15 protein-coding genes and 1 pseudogene are annotated in these 14,181 nt (G+C 67.6%); 9 read left to right on the top strand and 7 right to left on the bottom strand.

The annotated features are described in order from the left end of the window. Positions 1 to 213 precede the first annotated feature (213 nt). The 3 genes from IF78_RS0121095 to IF78_RS0121085 form a co-directional block, all read right to left on the bottom strand. On the bottom strand, positions 214 to 1,263 hold the full coding sequence (locus IF78_RS0121095) for a BMP family lipoprotein (protein WP_031477739.1): 1,050 nt from the start codon (positions 1,261 to 1,263) through the stop codon (positions 214 to 216). Positions 1,264 to 1,552: 289 nt separating this feature from the next. Then, complete coding sequence (locus IF78_RS0121090) at positions 1,553 to 2,605, bottom strand: BMP family lipoprotein (protein ID WP_031477737.1); 1,053 nt, start codon at positions 2,603 to 2,605, stop codon at positions 1,553 to 1,555. 415 nt (positions 2,606 to 3,020) lie between these two features. Then, positions 3,021 to 4,241: a M20 family metallopeptidase gene (locus IF78_RS0121085; RefSeq protein ID WP_031477735.1), complete on the bottom strand. Its 1,221-nt coding sequence runs from the start codon at positions 4,239 to 4,241 to the stop codon at positions 3,021 to 3,023. 386 nt (positions 4,242 to 4,627) lie between these two features. On the opposite strand from IF78_RS0121085, the gene IF78_RS43775 reads away from it, so the two are divergent. Next, a complete protein-coding gene (locus IF78_RS43775; protein ID WP_031477734.1) occupies positions 4,628 to 4,894 on the top strand; it encodes a hypothetical protein in 267 nt (88 codons plus the stop codon). 315 nt (positions 4,895 to 5,209) lie between these two features. Here the strand turns inward: IF78_RS43775 and IF78_RS0121075 are convergent, their stop codons facing one another. Beyond that, positions 5,210 to 6,118 (bottom strand): LysR family transcriptional regulator, encoded by a 909-nt coding sequence (locus IF78_RS0121075; protein WP_031477733.1) that lies wholly within the window; start codon positions 6,116 to 6,118, stop codon positions 5,210 to 5,212. Between the two features lie 158 nt (positions 6,119 to 6,276). Here IF78_RS0121075 and IF78_RS43770 point away from each other — a divergent pair. The 3 genes and pseudogenes from IF78_RS43770 to IF78_RS0121060 all read left to right on the top strand — a co-directional run bounded on the left by IF78_RS43770 (position 6,277) and on the right by IF78_RS0121060 (position 8,071). After that, positions 6,277 to 6,695, top strand: a pseudogene (locus IF78_RS43770) (type 1 glutamine amidotransferase family protein). Positions 6,696 to 6,778: 83 nt separating this feature from the next. Further along, positions 6,779 to 7,462 (top strand): type 1 glutamine amidotransferase domain-containing protein, encoded by a 684-nt coding sequence (locus IF78_RS0121065; protein ID WP_031477731.1) that lies wholly within the window; start codon positions 6,779 to 6,781, stop codon positions 7,460 to 7,462. 69 nt (positions 7,463 to 7,531) lie between these two features. Continuing rightward, entirely contained in the window at positions 7,532 to 8,071 is a 540-nt protein-coding gene (locus IF78_RS0121060) for a GNAT family N-acetyltransferase (RefSeq protein WP_031477729.1), read from the top strand. 1 nt (position 8,072) lies between these two features. Here the strand turns inward: IF78_RS0121060 and IF78_RS0121055 are convergent, their stop codons facing one another. Beyond that, positions 8,073 to 8,411, bottom strand: a complete 339-nt coding sequence (locus tag IF78_RS0121055) for an ATP-binding protein (RefSeq protein ID WP_078662532.1) — start codon at positions 8,409 to 8,411, stop codon at positions 8,073 to 8,075. Between the two features lie 228 nt (positions 8,412 to 8,639). On the opposite strand from IF78_RS0121055, the gene IF78_RS0121050 reads away from it, so the two are divergent. The 5 genes from IF78_RS0121050 (at position 8,640) to IF78_RS0121035 (ending at position 11,941) form a co-directional block, all read left to right on the top strand. Continuing rightward, the gene (locus IF78_RS0121050; protein WP_031477725.1) at positions 8,640 to 9,494 is read left to right on the top strand and encodes a helix-turn-helix domain-containing protein; all 855 of its coding nucleotides are present in this window, start codon (positions 8,640 to 8,642) and stop codon (positions 9,492 to 9,494) included. 8 nt (positions 9,495 to 9,502) lie between these two features. Beyond that, the gene (locus IF78_RS46305) at positions 9,503 to 9,733 is read left to right on the top strand and encodes a DUF397 domain-containing protein (RefSeq protein WP_078662531.1); all 231 of its coding nucleotides are present in this window, start codon (positions 9,503 to 9,505) and stop codon (positions 9,731 to 9,733) included. Between the two features lie 83 nt (positions 9,734 to 9,816). Further along, positions 9,817 to 10,122, top strand: a complete 306-nt coding sequence (locus IF78_RS0121045) for a hypothetical protein (protein ID WP_031477723.1) — start codon at positions 9,817 to 9,819, stop codon at positions 10,120 to 10,122. 136 nt (positions 10,123 to 10,258) lie between these two features. Beyond that, on the top strand, positions 10,259 to 10,966 hold the full coding sequence (locus IF78_RS0121040) for a class I SAM-dependent DNA methyltransferase (protein ID WP_234439738.1): 708 nt from the start codon (positions 10,259 to 10,261) through the stop codon (positions 10,964 to 10,966). 123 nt (positions 10,967 to 11,089) lie between these two features. Further along, positions 11,090 to 11,941 (top strand): MBL fold metallo-hydrolase, encoded by an 852-nt coding sequence (locus IF78_RS0121035; RefSeq protein WP_031477720.1) that lies wholly within the window; start codon positions 11,090 to 11,092, stop codon positions 11,939 to 11,941. Positions 11,942 to 12,003: 62 nt separating this feature from the next. Here the strand turns inward: IF78_RS0121035 and IF78_RS0121030 are convergent, their stop codons facing one another. Together IF78_RS0121030 and IF78_RS0121025 are read right to left on the bottom strand one after the other, a co-directional pair. Next, complete coding sequence (locus tag IF78_RS0121030; RefSeq protein ID WP_031477719.1) at positions 12,004 to 13,074, bottom strand: hypothetical protein; 1,071 nt, start codon at positions 13,072 to 13,074, stop codon at positions 12,004 to 12,006. A gap of 160 nt (positions 13,075 to 13,234) precedes the next feature. Beyond that, positions 13,235 to 14,170 carry an N-acetylneuraminate synthase family protein gene (locus IF78_RS0121025; protein ID WP_031477717.1) on the bottom strand — a complete coding sequence of 312 codons (936 nt, stop codon included), beginning with the start codon at positions 14,168 to 14,170 and terminating at the stop codon, positions 13,235 to 13,237. Between the last annotated feature and the right edge of the window lie 11 nt (positions 14,171 to 14,181).

Raw genomic sequence — 14,181 nt, 5'->3', positions numbered from 1 at the left:
CCGCCGCTCCGGCCGGAGGGCTGCTGGACGCGTTGATGGCGCACTCTCCTGGGGACGGGGGTCGTCTACGCGCGTAGCGCCCCTATGGCCTGATAAGGGGCCGACGCACCGCGACAACGGGGTACGGGGAAGGCTCCCGCCGGGAGAGCCTGCCCGTACCCCGTTGAGCGGACGTAACCCCGGGGTTACCGCTGCTCAGGGTGTAGCTGTGAATCAGCTGGACTCGACCTTGATCTCGCCGCTGATGATCTTCTCCTTGGCCGTCTTGAGGGCGTCCTGGAGCTCGGTGTCGTCCGCGAACTTCGGGTTGGAGTTCGACAGGCTCACCTCACCCGTCTTCAGATCGCCACGAACGATACCGGTCTCGGGCTTGCCGTCCTCGACCGACTTCGCCAGGTTGTAGACCGCCTTGGCGACGTCCTTCATCGCCGAGGTCAGGATCGAGTCCTTGTACTTGGCGAGCGCTTCCTGCTTGTACTGGTCCGAGTCGACACCGATCGCCCACACCTTGTTGGCGGCGGCGGCCTCGATGACGCCCTGACCGGACAGACCAGCGGCCGCGTAGACGACGTCGGCCTTCTTCTCGATCTGGCCCTCGGCGGCCGACTTGCCCTTGTCCGGGCTGGAGAAGCCGCCCTCCTCCGCGGTCTGCGTGAGGTACTGGGAGAGGACCTTGACCTTGGGGTTCGTGTCCTTGACGCCCTGCTCGAAGCCGGCCTGGAACTTGTGGATCAGCGGGATGTCCACACCGCCCACGAAGCCGACCGTGTTCGTCTTGGTGCTCTTGGCGGCGGCGACACCGGCCAGGTATGAGGCCTGCTCCTCGGAGAAGACCAGGTCGGCCACGTTCTTCGCCTCGACGGTGGAGTCGTCCACGATGCCGAAGGTGGTGTCCGGGAACTTCTCCGCGGCACCCTTCACGGCGGCGGCGTACGCGTAGCCGACGCCGATCACCGGGTTGTAGCCCTGCTTGGCCAGCGACACCAGTCGCTGCTCCTTGTCGGCGTCCGTCTCACCCTCGGTGGGCTCGACGTCCTGCGTCTCGTACTGGAACTCCTTCTTCGCCTGCTCCAGGCCCGCGTACGCCGCGTCGTTGAAGGACTGGTCGCCCTTACCGCCGACGTCGTAGGCGATGGCGAGACCCTTGTCGCCACCCTTCGACTCCGAGGAGGCCTCGGTGGAGGTGCCGCCGCAGGCGGAGAGAGCGAGGGCCAGAGAGGCGGTCGCTGCGCCTGCGACCGTGATCCGGGAAATCCGGCGCATGTGGGGAGACTCCTGTCGTACAAGCGCCGGACGGTACAGCTCGGTACAGCTTCACAGCAACGGCGCTGGCTTTCGCTGCAGAGTAACGCGCGTAGACCCGCCCGAAAACCCCTTCTGTCCACCTTGTTATCGGCCCGTGTTCAACTCCAGGCGATGCCTTGACCAAGGGCTTGCCGACAGCAAAGGGAAGGTGGCGGTGGGTGATCCGGACACAGGGATGACCTGCGGACGGCGAAGCGGGCGGGCACCCCGCCGGATGCCCGCCCGCTTCAGTGCTCAACGACCGTGACTACTCGGTCTTGACCTTGATCGAGCCGTCGATGATGCCCTCCTTGGCCTTCGCCACGGCGTCGGAGAGGCCCGCGATCTTCGCGAACTCCGGGTTGGACTCGGAGAGGCCGACGCCGTTGACCTTCAGGTCGAAGGTCTGGGTGCCGGTGAGCGGCTTGCCGTCCTCGACGGACTTGGCCAGCGTGTAGACCGCACCGCCGACGTCCTTGAGGGCGGAGGTGAGGATGTAGTTCTTGTAGTTGGCGAGCGCCGCCTGCTGGTACTGGTCGGAGTCGACGCCGATCGCCCAGACCTTGGCCTTGGCCGCGGCCTCGATGACGCCCTGCCCGGACAGACCGGCCGCCTGGTAGACGACGTCGGCCTTCTTCTCGATCTGGCCCTCGGCGGCGGCCTTGCCCTTGTCCGGGCTGGAGAAGCCGCCCTCCTCCGCGGTCTGCGTCAGGTACTGCGAGACGACCTTGACCTTGCCACCGCTGGTGTCCTGGACGCCCTGCTTGTAGCCGGCCTCGAACTTGTGGATCAGCGGGATGTCCACACCGCCCACGAAGCCGACCGTGTTCGTCTTGGTGGCCTTGGCCGCAGCGACGCCGGCCAGGTACGAGGCCTGCTCCTCGGCGAAGACGAGGGAGGCGACGTTCTCGCCCTCGACGACCGAGTCGACGATGCCGAAGGTGACCTTCGGGTACTTCTTGGCCACGGCCTCCATCGCGGGGCCGTAGGCGAAGCCGACGCCGATCACCGGGTTGTAGCCCTGCTTGGCGAGGGAGGCCAGACGCTGCTCCTTGTCGGCGTCCGTCTCGCCCTCGGTGGGCTCGATGTCGGCGGTCTTGTAGCCGAACTCCTTCTGGGCCTTCTGCAGGCCGGCGTACGCGGCGTCGTTGAAGGACTGGTCGCCCTTGCCGCCGATGTCGTACGCGATGGCGAGGCCCAGGTTCTTGTCGCCGCCGTCGCTGCCGCCGCTGTCACTGCTGGTACCGCCACACGCCGTGGCAGCGAGCGCGATCGACGCAACCCCCACCGCGACACGGGTCAGTTTGGATATCCGACGCATCGTGAAGTCCCCATTCTCCAAGCCCCGCAGTGGGTGCTGAGTTCGGCGCACATTAACGCGCGTAGACCCTCCTGGGAACGGGGTTTCGCCTGGCCGTTATCCAAACGTGCCGATGGCCGGTTAAGCCCTTGTGAACCACCGGATCGAAAGGTGCGCATGGGGCATTGCGCCCCTTACGCACCACACCTTCCGTCACCAGGGGTGTCGTCAGCGTGATGGCGCTCGGGTGCGATCGCCATGGGCTCAGGCTCCCTCCGCTGCGCGTCGGCCGCAAGCGGAGGTTGGCCGACCGACGGCCACGCTCAACGCCGCTTACGGCAACGCCAACCAAGGGGCGCGGGGACTGCGCGACCAGCCACAACGAAACCCGCAGCCGCCAGACGTTCCGCACCCCCTACGGCGAAGTGGCTCCGGCCTAACCCGCGGAGTCGAGAAGCGCCGCCGCCGTGAACAGCTCCACACCCACCCCGATGGCCGACTCATCGACGTCGAAGTCACCTTGGTGCAGGTCACGCCCGATCCGATCCCCCGGCGTACGCACCCCGAGCCGCGCCATGGCCCCGGGAACGTGCTCCAGGTACCAGGAGAAGTCCTCCCCGCCGAGGCTCTGCTCGGTGCCCTCGACGGAGTCGGCGCCACGGCGGGCGGTCATGGCCTCGCGCAGCAGCTCGGTCGCGGCGGGGTCGTTGACGACGGGCGGGACACCTCGGATGTAGTTGATCTCCGACTTGGCGCGATGGAGGTTGGCGACCTCGTCGATCGCGGCGACGACGAGATCGGGAGCCTGCCGCCAGGTGTCGAGATCCAGGCACCGTACGGTCCCGGAGAGCTCGGCGTGCTGCGGGATGACGTTGGGCGCGTGACCGGACTCGACACGCCCCCAGGTCACGGCGAGGCCGCTGCGGGCGTCAGTGCGCCGGGCGACGAGTGCGGGGACGTCGGTGACGACCCGGGCGGCGGCGGTGACGAGGTCGGTGGTCAGGTGGGGGCGGGCGGTGTGCCCACCGGGCCCGTCGAGGGCGATTTCGAGCCGGTCGCAGGCGGAGGTGATGGCGCCCTGCCGCAGACCGATCTTCCCCGCGTCCACCTTGGGGTCGCAGTGCACGGCAAGGATCTGGCCGACCCCTTCGAGCACCCCGCACTCGACGACATCGGCGGCGCCTCCGGGAAGCACCTCCTCGGCGGGCTGGAAGACCAGCCGGACGGGCCGGGGCAGCTGCCCGCGCTTGTGGAGCTCGGCGAGCACGAGCCCGGCACCCAGCACCACGGTCGTATGAACGTCGTGCCCACACGCATGCGCCCGGTCGGGCACCCGCGAGCGATACGGGCACTCACTCTTCGTGTCCGGAATGGGCAGCCCGTCGATGTCGGCACGGAGGGCGAGCATGGGCTGCCCGCCGTCCGGCTCCCCGATGTCACAGATGAGCCCGGTTCCGATGGCGAGCACGCGAGGCTTCAGGCCGGCCTTCTCCAGGCGGGCCTTGATCGCGGCGGTCGTACGGAACTCCTGGTTGCCGAGCTCCGGGTGCATGTGCAAGTCGCGCCGGAACTCGACGAGTTCGGCACGGAGCGCCTCCGGCAGGGTGCCGGGAAGGACCGCTTCCCCGGGTTGATCGGCTTCGGACTCTGGGGACATCAGCTGGTTCACCCTCTAGAGGGTAGGACGCCGGGGTGGCCAACTGACCCACGATCAACAAAAGTTCAACCCGTTTGGGGAAGAAAATCTGGCCACGCGACGCATAGGTATCGGTTTGGGTGGGTAAACTCGCGCCTCTTCGCCGCCGAGTCGATCACTGAACCGGTAGTGACGGAGAGTGACGACGCCAGTCACCCACACCTCAACGCATACCACGCCACGACCAGAACCGTCGGTTGTGTTCACCTGTCGGGATCGAACACCGCGGGTGAACGCCCGGACATGCGTCCGCCGGCGCCGGGGAGGCTCCCCGGTCCGCGCCTGCCGCTTGCCGCGTCATCATCTCGCAGAGGTGCGCCCCGGACGTCTCCGGTGGCGTCGATGACGTGGCATCCGTCTCCGTCGCCGACACGACGGCAGCGGAACCGACCCCCGACTCCACGCTGCCCGTCCTGGTCGACCCGGTGCCGTTGACCGCGACGGAGGAGTGCGCGGCCGAGAGGCACCAACTGCGCATCAGCAGGGCGTTCTCGGGGCTGGACACGGCCACGTACGAGGAGATGCGGGACAAGCTGGCGAGCCTGAACTACCCAGTGGCGCGGGTCCACCGCATGCCGGACTTCTCCGGCGATCAACAACGGCGTGATGGTTGAGGCGTTCGGCGCTCCGGAAGGCGTGAGTGTGACCGAGGTGCGGCTGGAGCCGCAGTTGGACGCGCCCACGTCCTGAGGTACCCGCCGGGGCCATGCCGCCCGGACACTCGCCCCGGACCCGCGCCTGGGCGTGTATCGAAAGTGCCTGGGGAAGAGGGCGGAGAGCCGCGACGAGTCCGCGCCCGGCCGTCCGCGCAGCGCGCTTGCTCTGCGTTATGAATGGTGCTGTGTTGGCCCGTGGGTGCCCCAGCTGATCGGGAGTGCCGGCGATGCAACCCAAGGTCAGCCGACACGACCTCGGGGTACCGCGTGAGCTCACCAGTTCTTCGCAGCAGCGACCAGGCGCTCACGGACGAGCGTGACGTGAGGATTAGTGGAACTGCCCGGGCGTTGGACGAGGTAGGCGGTGTTGATCGGGGGGTCCTCCGGCTGGTGCAGTAGGCGCAGGGCGCCGGAGGCGAGTTCGGTCCGGCAAAGGTAGCTGGGCACGACGCTCCAGCCGGCGCCGACCGTGAGGGCAGTCAGGACGCTGCGCATGTCGGGGATGGTGATCGCGGCCTGGGCGTGCAGGCGGCGGTCGAAGACGTGGCGCCAGTAGCGGCGGGCGATGGGCAGGTCCTCGGCGTAGGCGATCAATGGCAGGCTTTCCAGGGCAGTGGGCAGGTCCTGTCCCTTGAGCTGTTCGGCCCAGACCGGGGCAGCGACCAGAACGAACTCCTCGTCGGCGAGGAGTTCGGTGTGCAGCGTCCGGCCCCGGGGCCGGCGGGTGGAGACGACGAGGTCGTGGCGTCCGGCCCGCAGTTCCTCGAGCAGCGGTTCAGCCAGTCCGATTGCCACCCGCAGCCGGACGCCCTGCGCGACCAGCGGAGCCAGCGTCTGAAGGCCGAGGGTACTCATGAACTCTGCGGGTCCGGCCAGGTGCACTGGTAGCGCGCTGCTGCTCGGCTCCTCGCCGGTGATGTCGGCCAACTGATCCAGGGGAGCCGACAGCCGCATGGCAAGTTCGTCCGCGTGGGGTAGCGGGGTGACGCCGTGGGCCCGGCGTTCGAACAGTTCACGGCCCAGGCGGTTCTCCAGCGCCCGGATCTGCGTGGTCACGGTGGACTGCGACAGGCCCAGCCGACGTGCAGCGGCGGTGAAGGACCCCAGGCGGTGCACGGCAAGGAATGTGCGCAACAGGTTCAGGTCCAGCGGACCGAACCCATGAGTGTCCTGATCGCTCACGGCGTCGAGCCTACGAGGTGCAGGGCATCGGTTCGTCGATACCTGGTATCGATGCCTTCATTGGCGCGATTACTTCAGCAGCTTTAGTTTCGAAAGCCGGAGCGTTGACGTTCTGAAGCCGGACTGTCAGCGCGTGACCCCCGGCTCCCGGAGACCGCATGTCGAAGATCCTTTTCGTGCTGACCGGCGCCGACCACTGGACGCTGGCGGACGGCAGCAAGCGCCCGACCGGCTTCTGGGCCGAGGAGGTCGTGGCCCCGTACCAGGCGTTCACGGCCGCCGGACACGAGATCGTCGTCGCCACACCGGGCGGCGTCGTACCGCCTCTGGGCCAGGGCAGCCTGGCGCCCGAGTTCAACGGAGGCGAGGAGGGGGCGAAGACGATGACGGACGCCCTCGCCTCGATCGGCGAGATTCAGCACCCCATCAGCCTGGAGGACGTCGAGCTCGACGACTACGCCGTCGTCTGGGCGAGCCGTGGGCCCCGAACGTGGTCGTCGACCACAACCTGATCACCGGCCAGAACCCCGCCTCCGCCGGATCCGCCGCAGCCGAAATCCTCAAGAAACTGACCTGAACCGCGTACGGGCGCAATCGCCACGCGGACGACCTCGGCACCGGGCGCCACCAGAACCCTGCCTTACCGCCGGAAGGACCCAGATGAGCAAGATCCTCGCCGTAGTCACCAACCAGGCGACCTACGGAACGAACCCCCACAAGACCGGACTCTGGATCGCAGAGCTGGTTCACTTCTACGACGCAGTCCGCCGGGCTGGATTCGAGGTCGACATCGTCAGTCCAGAAGGCGGACAGGTACCGCTGGATCCCCGAAGCATCAGATTGGCCGACAAAGGGGTTCGCGAGTACATGAACGATCGCGCCTTCATGTCGAAGCTGGATCACACCAGAGCGGCGGCCGACGTCGACCCGGCCCAGTATGCCGCGATCTTCTACACGGGCGGGCACGGCGTCATGTGGGACTTCCCCGGCAGTGCCGCGCTTCAGCAGGTCGCGCGGGAGATTTATGAGAACGGCGGCGTGGTCTCCTCGGTCTGCCATGGTGCCTGCGGACTGCTGAACATCACGCTCTCCGACGGCTCCCTGCTCGTCGAGGGACGCACGGTCACCGGGTTCTCCACCGCGGAGGAGCGAGTCGCCATGGTGAAGAGCCGGGTGCCGTTCCTGCTGGAGGACGAATTCCGCAAGCGGGGCGCGAACTATGTCAAGAACACCATCCCGATGACCCCCTTCGCCACCGCTGACGGCAGGCTCGTGACGGGACAGAACCCCGTTTCCACCAAGGTCGTCACGGCAAAGATCATCGAGACGCTGCGCCAACTTTGACCTTGATCCGCATCGGCCGGACCGGTCCCTGCGCCACTGGACCTGACCTTCGTAATCGAGAATCATTGGATGGTCACGCTTGAGACTCCCCGTCTGATCCTGCGTCGCTGGCGCGAGGAAGACGTTGCGCCCATGGCCGCCATCAATGCCGACCCCGAGGTCATGCGGTGGATCCGTGACGGCAGCGTCCGTGACGAACAGCAGACTCGCGGCGGGATCCAGGCATGGGAGAGCGAGTGGGAGTCACAGGGCTTCGGCCTGTTCGCCGTGGAGATCCGGTCCACTGGCGAGCTGGCCGGGTTCACCGGCCTTTCGGTGCCCCGCTTCTTGCCGGAGGTACTGCCGGCGGTTGAGGTCGGCTGGCGGCTCGGACGTTCCCACTGGGGGCAGGGCTTGGCCACCGAGGCCGCTACGGCCGCTGTACGGTTCGCGTTCGAAGAGCGAGGGCTGGAGCGGATCGTCAGCATCACTCAGGTGGGCAACGACGCCTCGGAACGGATCATGACCAAACTGGGGATGCATCTGTTCCGTGAGACCGTCAATGCCGCCGGTGGTCGGCGGGTACGGGTGTTCGAGTTGCGGTCGGACCAGTACGTCACAACCCCGTGACCTAAGCCGCGGCCAGCTCGCACCACACGTACTTGCCCCGGTTGCCGTCTCTGGTCAGCGGCTGCCAACCCCAGAGGTCGGCGCAGGCCCGGACGAGCGCCAGCCCTCGCCCTTCCTCGGCCTCCCCGAGGCACTCCAACTCCCCCGGAGGCTCCGGCGGTTCGGGATCCGCATCCCACGCCCCGATCCGCAACACCCCGGCGGACCAACGAACCCGCAGGGCAGCCGGCCCTTTCGTGTGACGTACGGCGTTGGCGACCAGCTCGGTCGCGAGAAGCTCGGCGGTGTCCGCGAGGCGGATCAGGCCGTGCGTGTACTCCCAGGGTTCGGTTTCAGGCATGCGTGAACTCCGTTCGGTGGCGATGGGGAGTCGCGGTTCGGGCAGGCGGTGTCATTGCCGCAGCCGTCATGGCAGGACCGGGCGGTGCGCTTCCGGGGGCCCGATGTTCCGCAGCGTGTGCGTCGCGTCACCGACGGCAGACCTCAATTTGTACGTCCAGCAAGTCGATCGCGTAATCTGACCCGGAACGAGTCGCGCTCACGGGCGCGTTGAACCGGGGAGCAGTCCATGGCGGGGTTGAGGCGTGAACCAACAGCACGTCAGCTTCGATTGGGCGTCGAACTGCGCAGACTCCGCGATGCGGCAGGCCTCACGGGCCGAGAAGCGGCAGCAGCACTCGGAGTGAACTCCTCCCAGATCAACCACATCGAGTCCGGCCTCACCGGCGTGAGCGAGGAACGCCTGCGCCGCCTGGCCGCCAACTACGCCTGCACCGACGAGGAGCTGATCTCGGCGCTGGTGGCCATGGCGACAAGCCGGGCCAAAGGCTGGTGGGAGGAATACCGAGGTGCGTTGCCCACCCCGTTCCTGGACCTGGCGGAGCTGGAGCACCACGCCACGTTCCTGCAAGAAATCCAGTTCCTGTACATCCCCGGCCCGCTCCAGACAGAGGGCTACGCCCGCTCGATCTTCTCCGACCGGATTCCGGAACTCCCTGGCAGCGAGCTGGAGTTGCGGGTGCAACACCGCATGCAGCGCAAGACGATCCTCGAAGGTCCCGATCCCGCACCTTACGAAGCAGTCATCCACGAGGCGGCGCTACGTATCCGCATCGGCAACCGCGCTGCCTCCCAGGCCCAGCTCGCCGCACTCCTCGACACCTCCGAGGCAGACCACATCACCCTGCGGGTCATTCCCTTCGACCTGGACGGCTTCGGCGGCTCCTGGACGGCCATGATGCTGGCGGGCGGCGCTGTACCCAGATTGGACACCGTGGTGCGCGACGGCCCTCACGGCACGGTGTTCATCGACTCCGAGGCCCAACTCGGCGTCTTTCGAACCCTCATCCGTAGGGTAGAAGCTGCGTCACTAGACCCCGAACGGTCGCGTGAGCTGATTTACAAGCTGGCCAAGGAACTGTGAGGCACACTGTGAACACTCCCGACAACTGGCGGAAGTCGTCCTACTCCGGTGGCGGCGACGGCAACTCATGCGTGGAAATCTCAGACCGCCGCACCCGCATAGCCGTCCGCGACTCAAAGGCCCCGGCCCGGGCAACCCTCACCTTCCCGACCGGAGCCTTCACCCTCTTCATAGAGGCCGTGAAGACCCCTCTCCCCACCACCGGGCGGACTCAGCGTTCGCCTCGTATCTCCGATTGATCATGTGTGAACAGGGCTCAGCCACCCATCTCGCGCTCCTTGGAAGTCAGTGCCTGTGGATCACTGCATGAGGTAGTTGGCCCATGAGCTACTTCATGTACGACGTCATGGGCTGTGCGGTCGACGAGCCGCCCCCGGAGACGATGAGACAGGTCTTGGACGGCCTGGCGAACGCCGACGACGAGCACCCCGACGTGTCTCTGACCCATGAGAGCGGGTGGTGCCTCAGCGCGTTCCGCAGCGGTCTGCTGATCTGGGAGAACCCGGACGACAACTCGGAGGCTCCCGGGGAGATGCGCGAGGTCACCCGCGAGGAGACTCTCCGACTCTTCGGGCTACTGGCGGTGGGAGACATCGCGTCGGTTCAGGCGCTTCCCTGGCAAAGGTGAGCGGCCTTCTCTCCAACTTCTCTCCACGGTCGTCGCAGCCACCGGACGTCGCCCCAGTTACGTCGGCCGGGAACGCTCGACAGCACGCTGGTGAACTTCCGGACGCCTTTCCACCGACAGCACTAGGGTGCGCTCCGTGACCGCCGAGAAGCCCGAAATCCCGTCGATCCCCGAGTACGCCGACTTCCTCGATGCCACCAGAGCCTCGTACGACGCCATCGCCCCGGCCTACACCGACCACTTCTCCGACTGGCCGGCCGACAGCCACCCCCTGGACCGCTCCCTCGTCACCGCATTCGCCGAGCTGGCCCGCGAACACGCCCCGGCCCCCGTCGCCGATCTCGGCAGCGGCCCGGGGTCGGTCACCGCCCACCTCGATGCCCTCGACCTCCCGGTCTTCGGCGTCGACCTCTCGCCCCGCATGGTGACCCTGGCCCGCCGCGCGCACCCCGAGCTCCGCTTCCACGTCGGCTCGATGACGTCGCTGGACCTGCCGGACGAGACACTGGGCGGGATCATCGCGCTGTACTCGATCATCCACGTCCCGGACGATCACCTGACCGCGACATTCGCCGAATTCCACCGCGTCCTGAAGCCCGGCGCCCCGGCCCTGCTCGCTTTCCAGACCGGCGAGACCGAGGATCGACTGCACCTGACCGAACGCTTCGGCCAGGAGATCGCACTCGACTACTACTGGCGCACCCCGGACGCAGTGGCCGACGCCCTGACGAAGGCCGGCCTCCAGCTCCAGGCCCGGGTCCTGCGCGAACCGCAGGGCGAGGAGAAGCGGCCCCGGGCCTTCCTCCTGGCCCGCGAACCCGGTGCACCGGCGTCGGAGCGGTGATGCTGCTGGCGACATGCCGGCAGACGTGCCGACGTGTCTGCCCTGCGTTTGACGCAGGCGTGGCATGGGGCTGGACTGGACTGACAGGCGCTGCGGCCGAACCCCGTTCCAGGGAGAGCAGCGATGACTACTACGGAAACCTTCAATCTTCTCGAGCCTTACAGGATCGCCGAAGAGACATTCGTTATCCCGTGGGCCCTGGAGGCTCCGCCGGTCGGCCACTTCCCGATGAATTCGATGGTGATCCGGGGAGCGGAACCGGTGCTGGTGGACACCGGGGCGCCGGCGGTGCGGTCCCAGTGGCTGGAGGCTGCATGGTCCGTGGTGGATCCGTTGGACGTTCGATGGATCTTCCTCACCCACGACGATCGTGATCACGCCGGCAACCTCTTGGCCGCCCTCGCCGAATGCCCGAACGCGACACTGCTGACGACCTGGTTCTCGATCGGACGTATGGCCGAGGAGTGGGAGACACCGATCAACCGGTGCCGTTTCATGATCGACGGCGATGCGGTGGATGTCGGTGACCGCACTCTGGTGGCAAAACGGCCACCGTTGTACGACAACCCGACAACCCGCGCCCTCTTCGACACGAAGACCAACGTCTTGTGGGCGGTGGATACCTTCGCGACGAACGTGCCCACTCCCCTGCCAGACATCGCCGGCCTGTCTGCGGATGAGTTTCGGGACGGGCAGTTCTTCGGCGGGCGGCTGGTTTCGCCCTGGGTGGCGTTGCTGGACAGCCAGAAGTTCGGGACGGTGGTGGATGACTTCCAGCGGCTGGACGCCGAGGTCGTCGCCGGCTGCCACTCGCCGGTGCTCCGCCGACCACGAATCGCGGAGGCATTCGATCTTCTCCGCCGGCTGCCTGAGCTTCCGGCCTGGCCAGAGTTCACCCAAGCCGACCTCGACCAGTGGATGGCATTGGCCGAGACCTCGGTCCCGCCCGAACAGCCACGGCCATCGGCCACGTGACGAACGTTCTGGGCACCGTCCGGTCGGAAAGCCGACGGTGTGCGTGGTGCGACGTCCAGGCCCTACGCCGAAGCCACCGCCGACAACCGATGCACATCCCGCGCAGTCCCCGTAACCCCCGACAAGAACCCCTGCGCCCGAGGCGAAGCATTCTCCGTGAGCCACGCCGGATCGATGTCGCACACCGCGACCCGGACCTCGGTCCCCGACAGCGCCAGCGGCAACGTATGCACAACCGTCGACGGGAAGCTCAGGATCGTCCGGCCGATAGGCCCCCGCCGAGCGATCAACTCCAGCGGCAGATCCGGCCGCACAACCTCCAGCCCCGTCTCCACAGCCAGCCGGTGCAGCTTCTCCGCGCTCTCCCGGCGGTGGGCGAAATACCGGGTGGCGCCGTGCGTCTTGGCCAGGGAGCTGACCGCCTCCAGGTAGCGGTCGCCGTCCACCACACCGGTCTCCACCAGCGACGTGCCCACCATGTCCGCCCCCTTGGTGATACGAGGCGGCCCGAACCGGTCGCGGGTCCAGGCGAAGGTGTTGGCGGTGACCGTCACTCCGTCCGGCGTCTCCTCCATCGGCATGGAGGAGAAGATCTCGACCCTTCGGCGCTCGCTCGGCGTCAGTCGTTTCCGAGCCGCCGACGACACCGGGGCGAAGACCAGGTCTCGCGGACCCGGGCGGCCCCCCTTGCGGTGCCACCGCACCAGGCGCTCACCCCGGGCGAGTTGCGCGACGAACTCCATCGTGGCCGTGCCGTCGTCGACGACGACCAGCTCGCGGGCCCGAGTGATGGTCAACAACAACTGCACATACCGCGAGAACGGGTCGCCGAGGACCACCCGGTCCGCCCGCCGCAGCAGACCCGCCAGGCCCCCGATCGTCTGGAACGGCGCCGCCGCCCCGCCGCGCGCCTCCTCCCAGCGGACCTCGTGTCCGTCCTCGCGCGCCAGTTCCGCCATCCGGCGCAGCTGGCCGCGGGTCATGGGGTCGTTCGGGGACAGGACGACGAGGGTGAGTCCCGCGCCGACGGTGTGCTCGTGGGCGTGCGCCCACTCCAGCACGTTCAGGAGCTGTACCGGGCTCTCGACGAAGGCGAGAGTGTGGGGGCCGGTGTTCCCGGCGCGGGGGCTCATCGACGTACGACCGTCCCGTCGTAAGGCGCTCATGCGGCGCTCGTATTCAGCTCGTGTGAGTCGTGGTCAGGAACTCGAAGGGCGCCGAGCCCGAGCGCCCTTGCTGCAGGGCACTCGGACATCGGCGCGCGCGTTTCGAACTCGGTGTGTTCCGGGTCGGTCAGACCTGAACCGGCTCGCCCGCCGCCGCGGCGATCTCCGCCTCGGCGACCACGCCGGCGACGCGGCGCAGCTTCTTCATCGGGCCGAGCTCGGACTCGTAGACCTGCTTGACGCCGTTACCGAGGGAGGCCTCGATGGTGCGGATGTCGCGGACGAGGCGCTGCAGGCCCTGCGGCTCGACGGAGGCGGCCTGGTCGGAGCCCCACATCGCGCGGTCCAGGGTGATGTGGCGCTCGACGAACACCGCGCCCAGCGCGACCGCGGCCAGCGTGGTCTGCAGGCCCGTCTCGTGGCCGGAGTAGCCGATCGGGACGTTCGGGTACTCCTTCTCCAGCGTGTTGATCACACGGAGGTTGAGCTCCTCGGCCTTCGCCGGGTAGGTGGAGGTGGCGTGGCACATGACGATGTTGTCCGAGCCGAGCACCTCGACCGCGTGGCGGATCTGCTTCGGGGTCGACATGCCGGTGGAGAGGATCACCGCGCGGCCGGTGGCGCGCAGCGCCCGCAGCAGCTCGTCGTCCGTCAGGGACGCGCTCGCGACCTTGTGGGCCGGGACGTCGAACTTCTCCAGGAAGGCGACGGCCTCGGTGTCCCACGGGGAGGCGAACCAGTCGATCCCCTTCTCCTTGCAGTACTCGTCGATCTGACGGTACTCGTCCTCACCGAACTCCACGCGGTGGCGGTAGTCGATGTAGGTCATCCGGCCCCAGGGGGTGTCGCGCTCGATGTCCCACTGGTCGCGCGGGGTGCAGATCTCGGGGGTGCGCTTCTGGAACTTGACGGCGTCGCAGCCGGCCTCGGCGGCCACGTCGATGAGCTTGAAGGCGTTCTCGAGCTCGCCGTTGTGGTTGATGCCGATCTCGCCGCAGATGTAGACGGGCTTGCCCGGGCCGACCTCACGGGAACCGAAGGTGCGCAGACGGGAGTTGCTCATGGCAGAAGATG

Source organism: Streptomyces bicolor (assembly GCF_000719285.1).
Lineage (GTDB): Bacteria > Actinomycetota > Actinomycetes > Streptomycetales > Streptomycetaceae > Streptomyces > Streptomyces bicolor.
This window is presented reverse-complemented; position numbering and strand designations above follow the sequence as displayed.

Excerpts from the sequence above, each read along its gene's own strand:
- IF78_RS0121095 (WP_031477739.1), bottom strand. The coding sequence starts at position 1,263 with ATGCGCCGGATTTCCCGGATCACGGTCGCAGGCGCAGCGACCGCCTCT.
- IF78_RS0121090 (WP_031477737.1), bottom strand. The coding sequence starts at position 2,605 with ATGCGTCGGATATCCAAACTGACCCGTGTCGCGGTGGGGGTTGCGTCG.
- IF78_RS0121085 (WP_031477735.1), bottom strand. The coding sequence starts at position 4,241 with ATGTCCCCAGAGTCCGAAGCCGATCAACCCGGGGAAGCGGTCCTTCCC.
- IF78_RS0121065 (WP_031477731.1), top strand. The coding sequence starts at position 6,779 with ATGAGCAAGATCCTCGCCGTAGTCACCAACCAGGCGACCTACGGAACG.
- IF78_RS0121060 (WP_031477729.1), top strand. The coding sequence starts at position 7,532 with ATGGTCACGCTTGAGACTCCCCGTCTGATCCTGCGTCGCTGGCGCGAG.
- IF78_RS0121055 (WP_078662532.1), bottom strand. The coding sequence starts at position 8,411 with ATGCCTGAAACCGAACCCTGGGAGTACACGCACGGCCTGATCCGCCTC.
- IF78_RS0121050 (WP_031477725.1), top strand. The coding sequence starts at position 8,640 with ATGGCGGGGTTGAGGCGTGAACCAACAGCACGTCAGCTTCGATTGGGC.
- IF78_RS0121045 (WP_031477723.1), top strand. The coding sequence starts at position 9,817 with ATGAGCTACTTCATGTACGACGTCATGGGCTGTGCGGTCGACGAGCCG.
- IF78_RS0121035 (WP_031477720.1), top strand. The coding sequence starts at position 11,090 with ATGACTACTACGGAAACCTTCAATCTTCTCGAGCCTTACAGGATCGCC.
- IF78_RS0121030 (WP_031477719.1), bottom strand. The coding sequence starts at position 13,074 with ATGAGCCCCCGCGCCGGGAACACCGGCCCCCACACTCTCGCCTTCGTC.
- IF78_RS0121025 (WP_031477717.1), bottom strand. The coding sequence starts at position 14,170 with ATGAGCAACTCCCGTCTGCGCACCTTCGGTTCCCGTGAGGTCGGCCCG.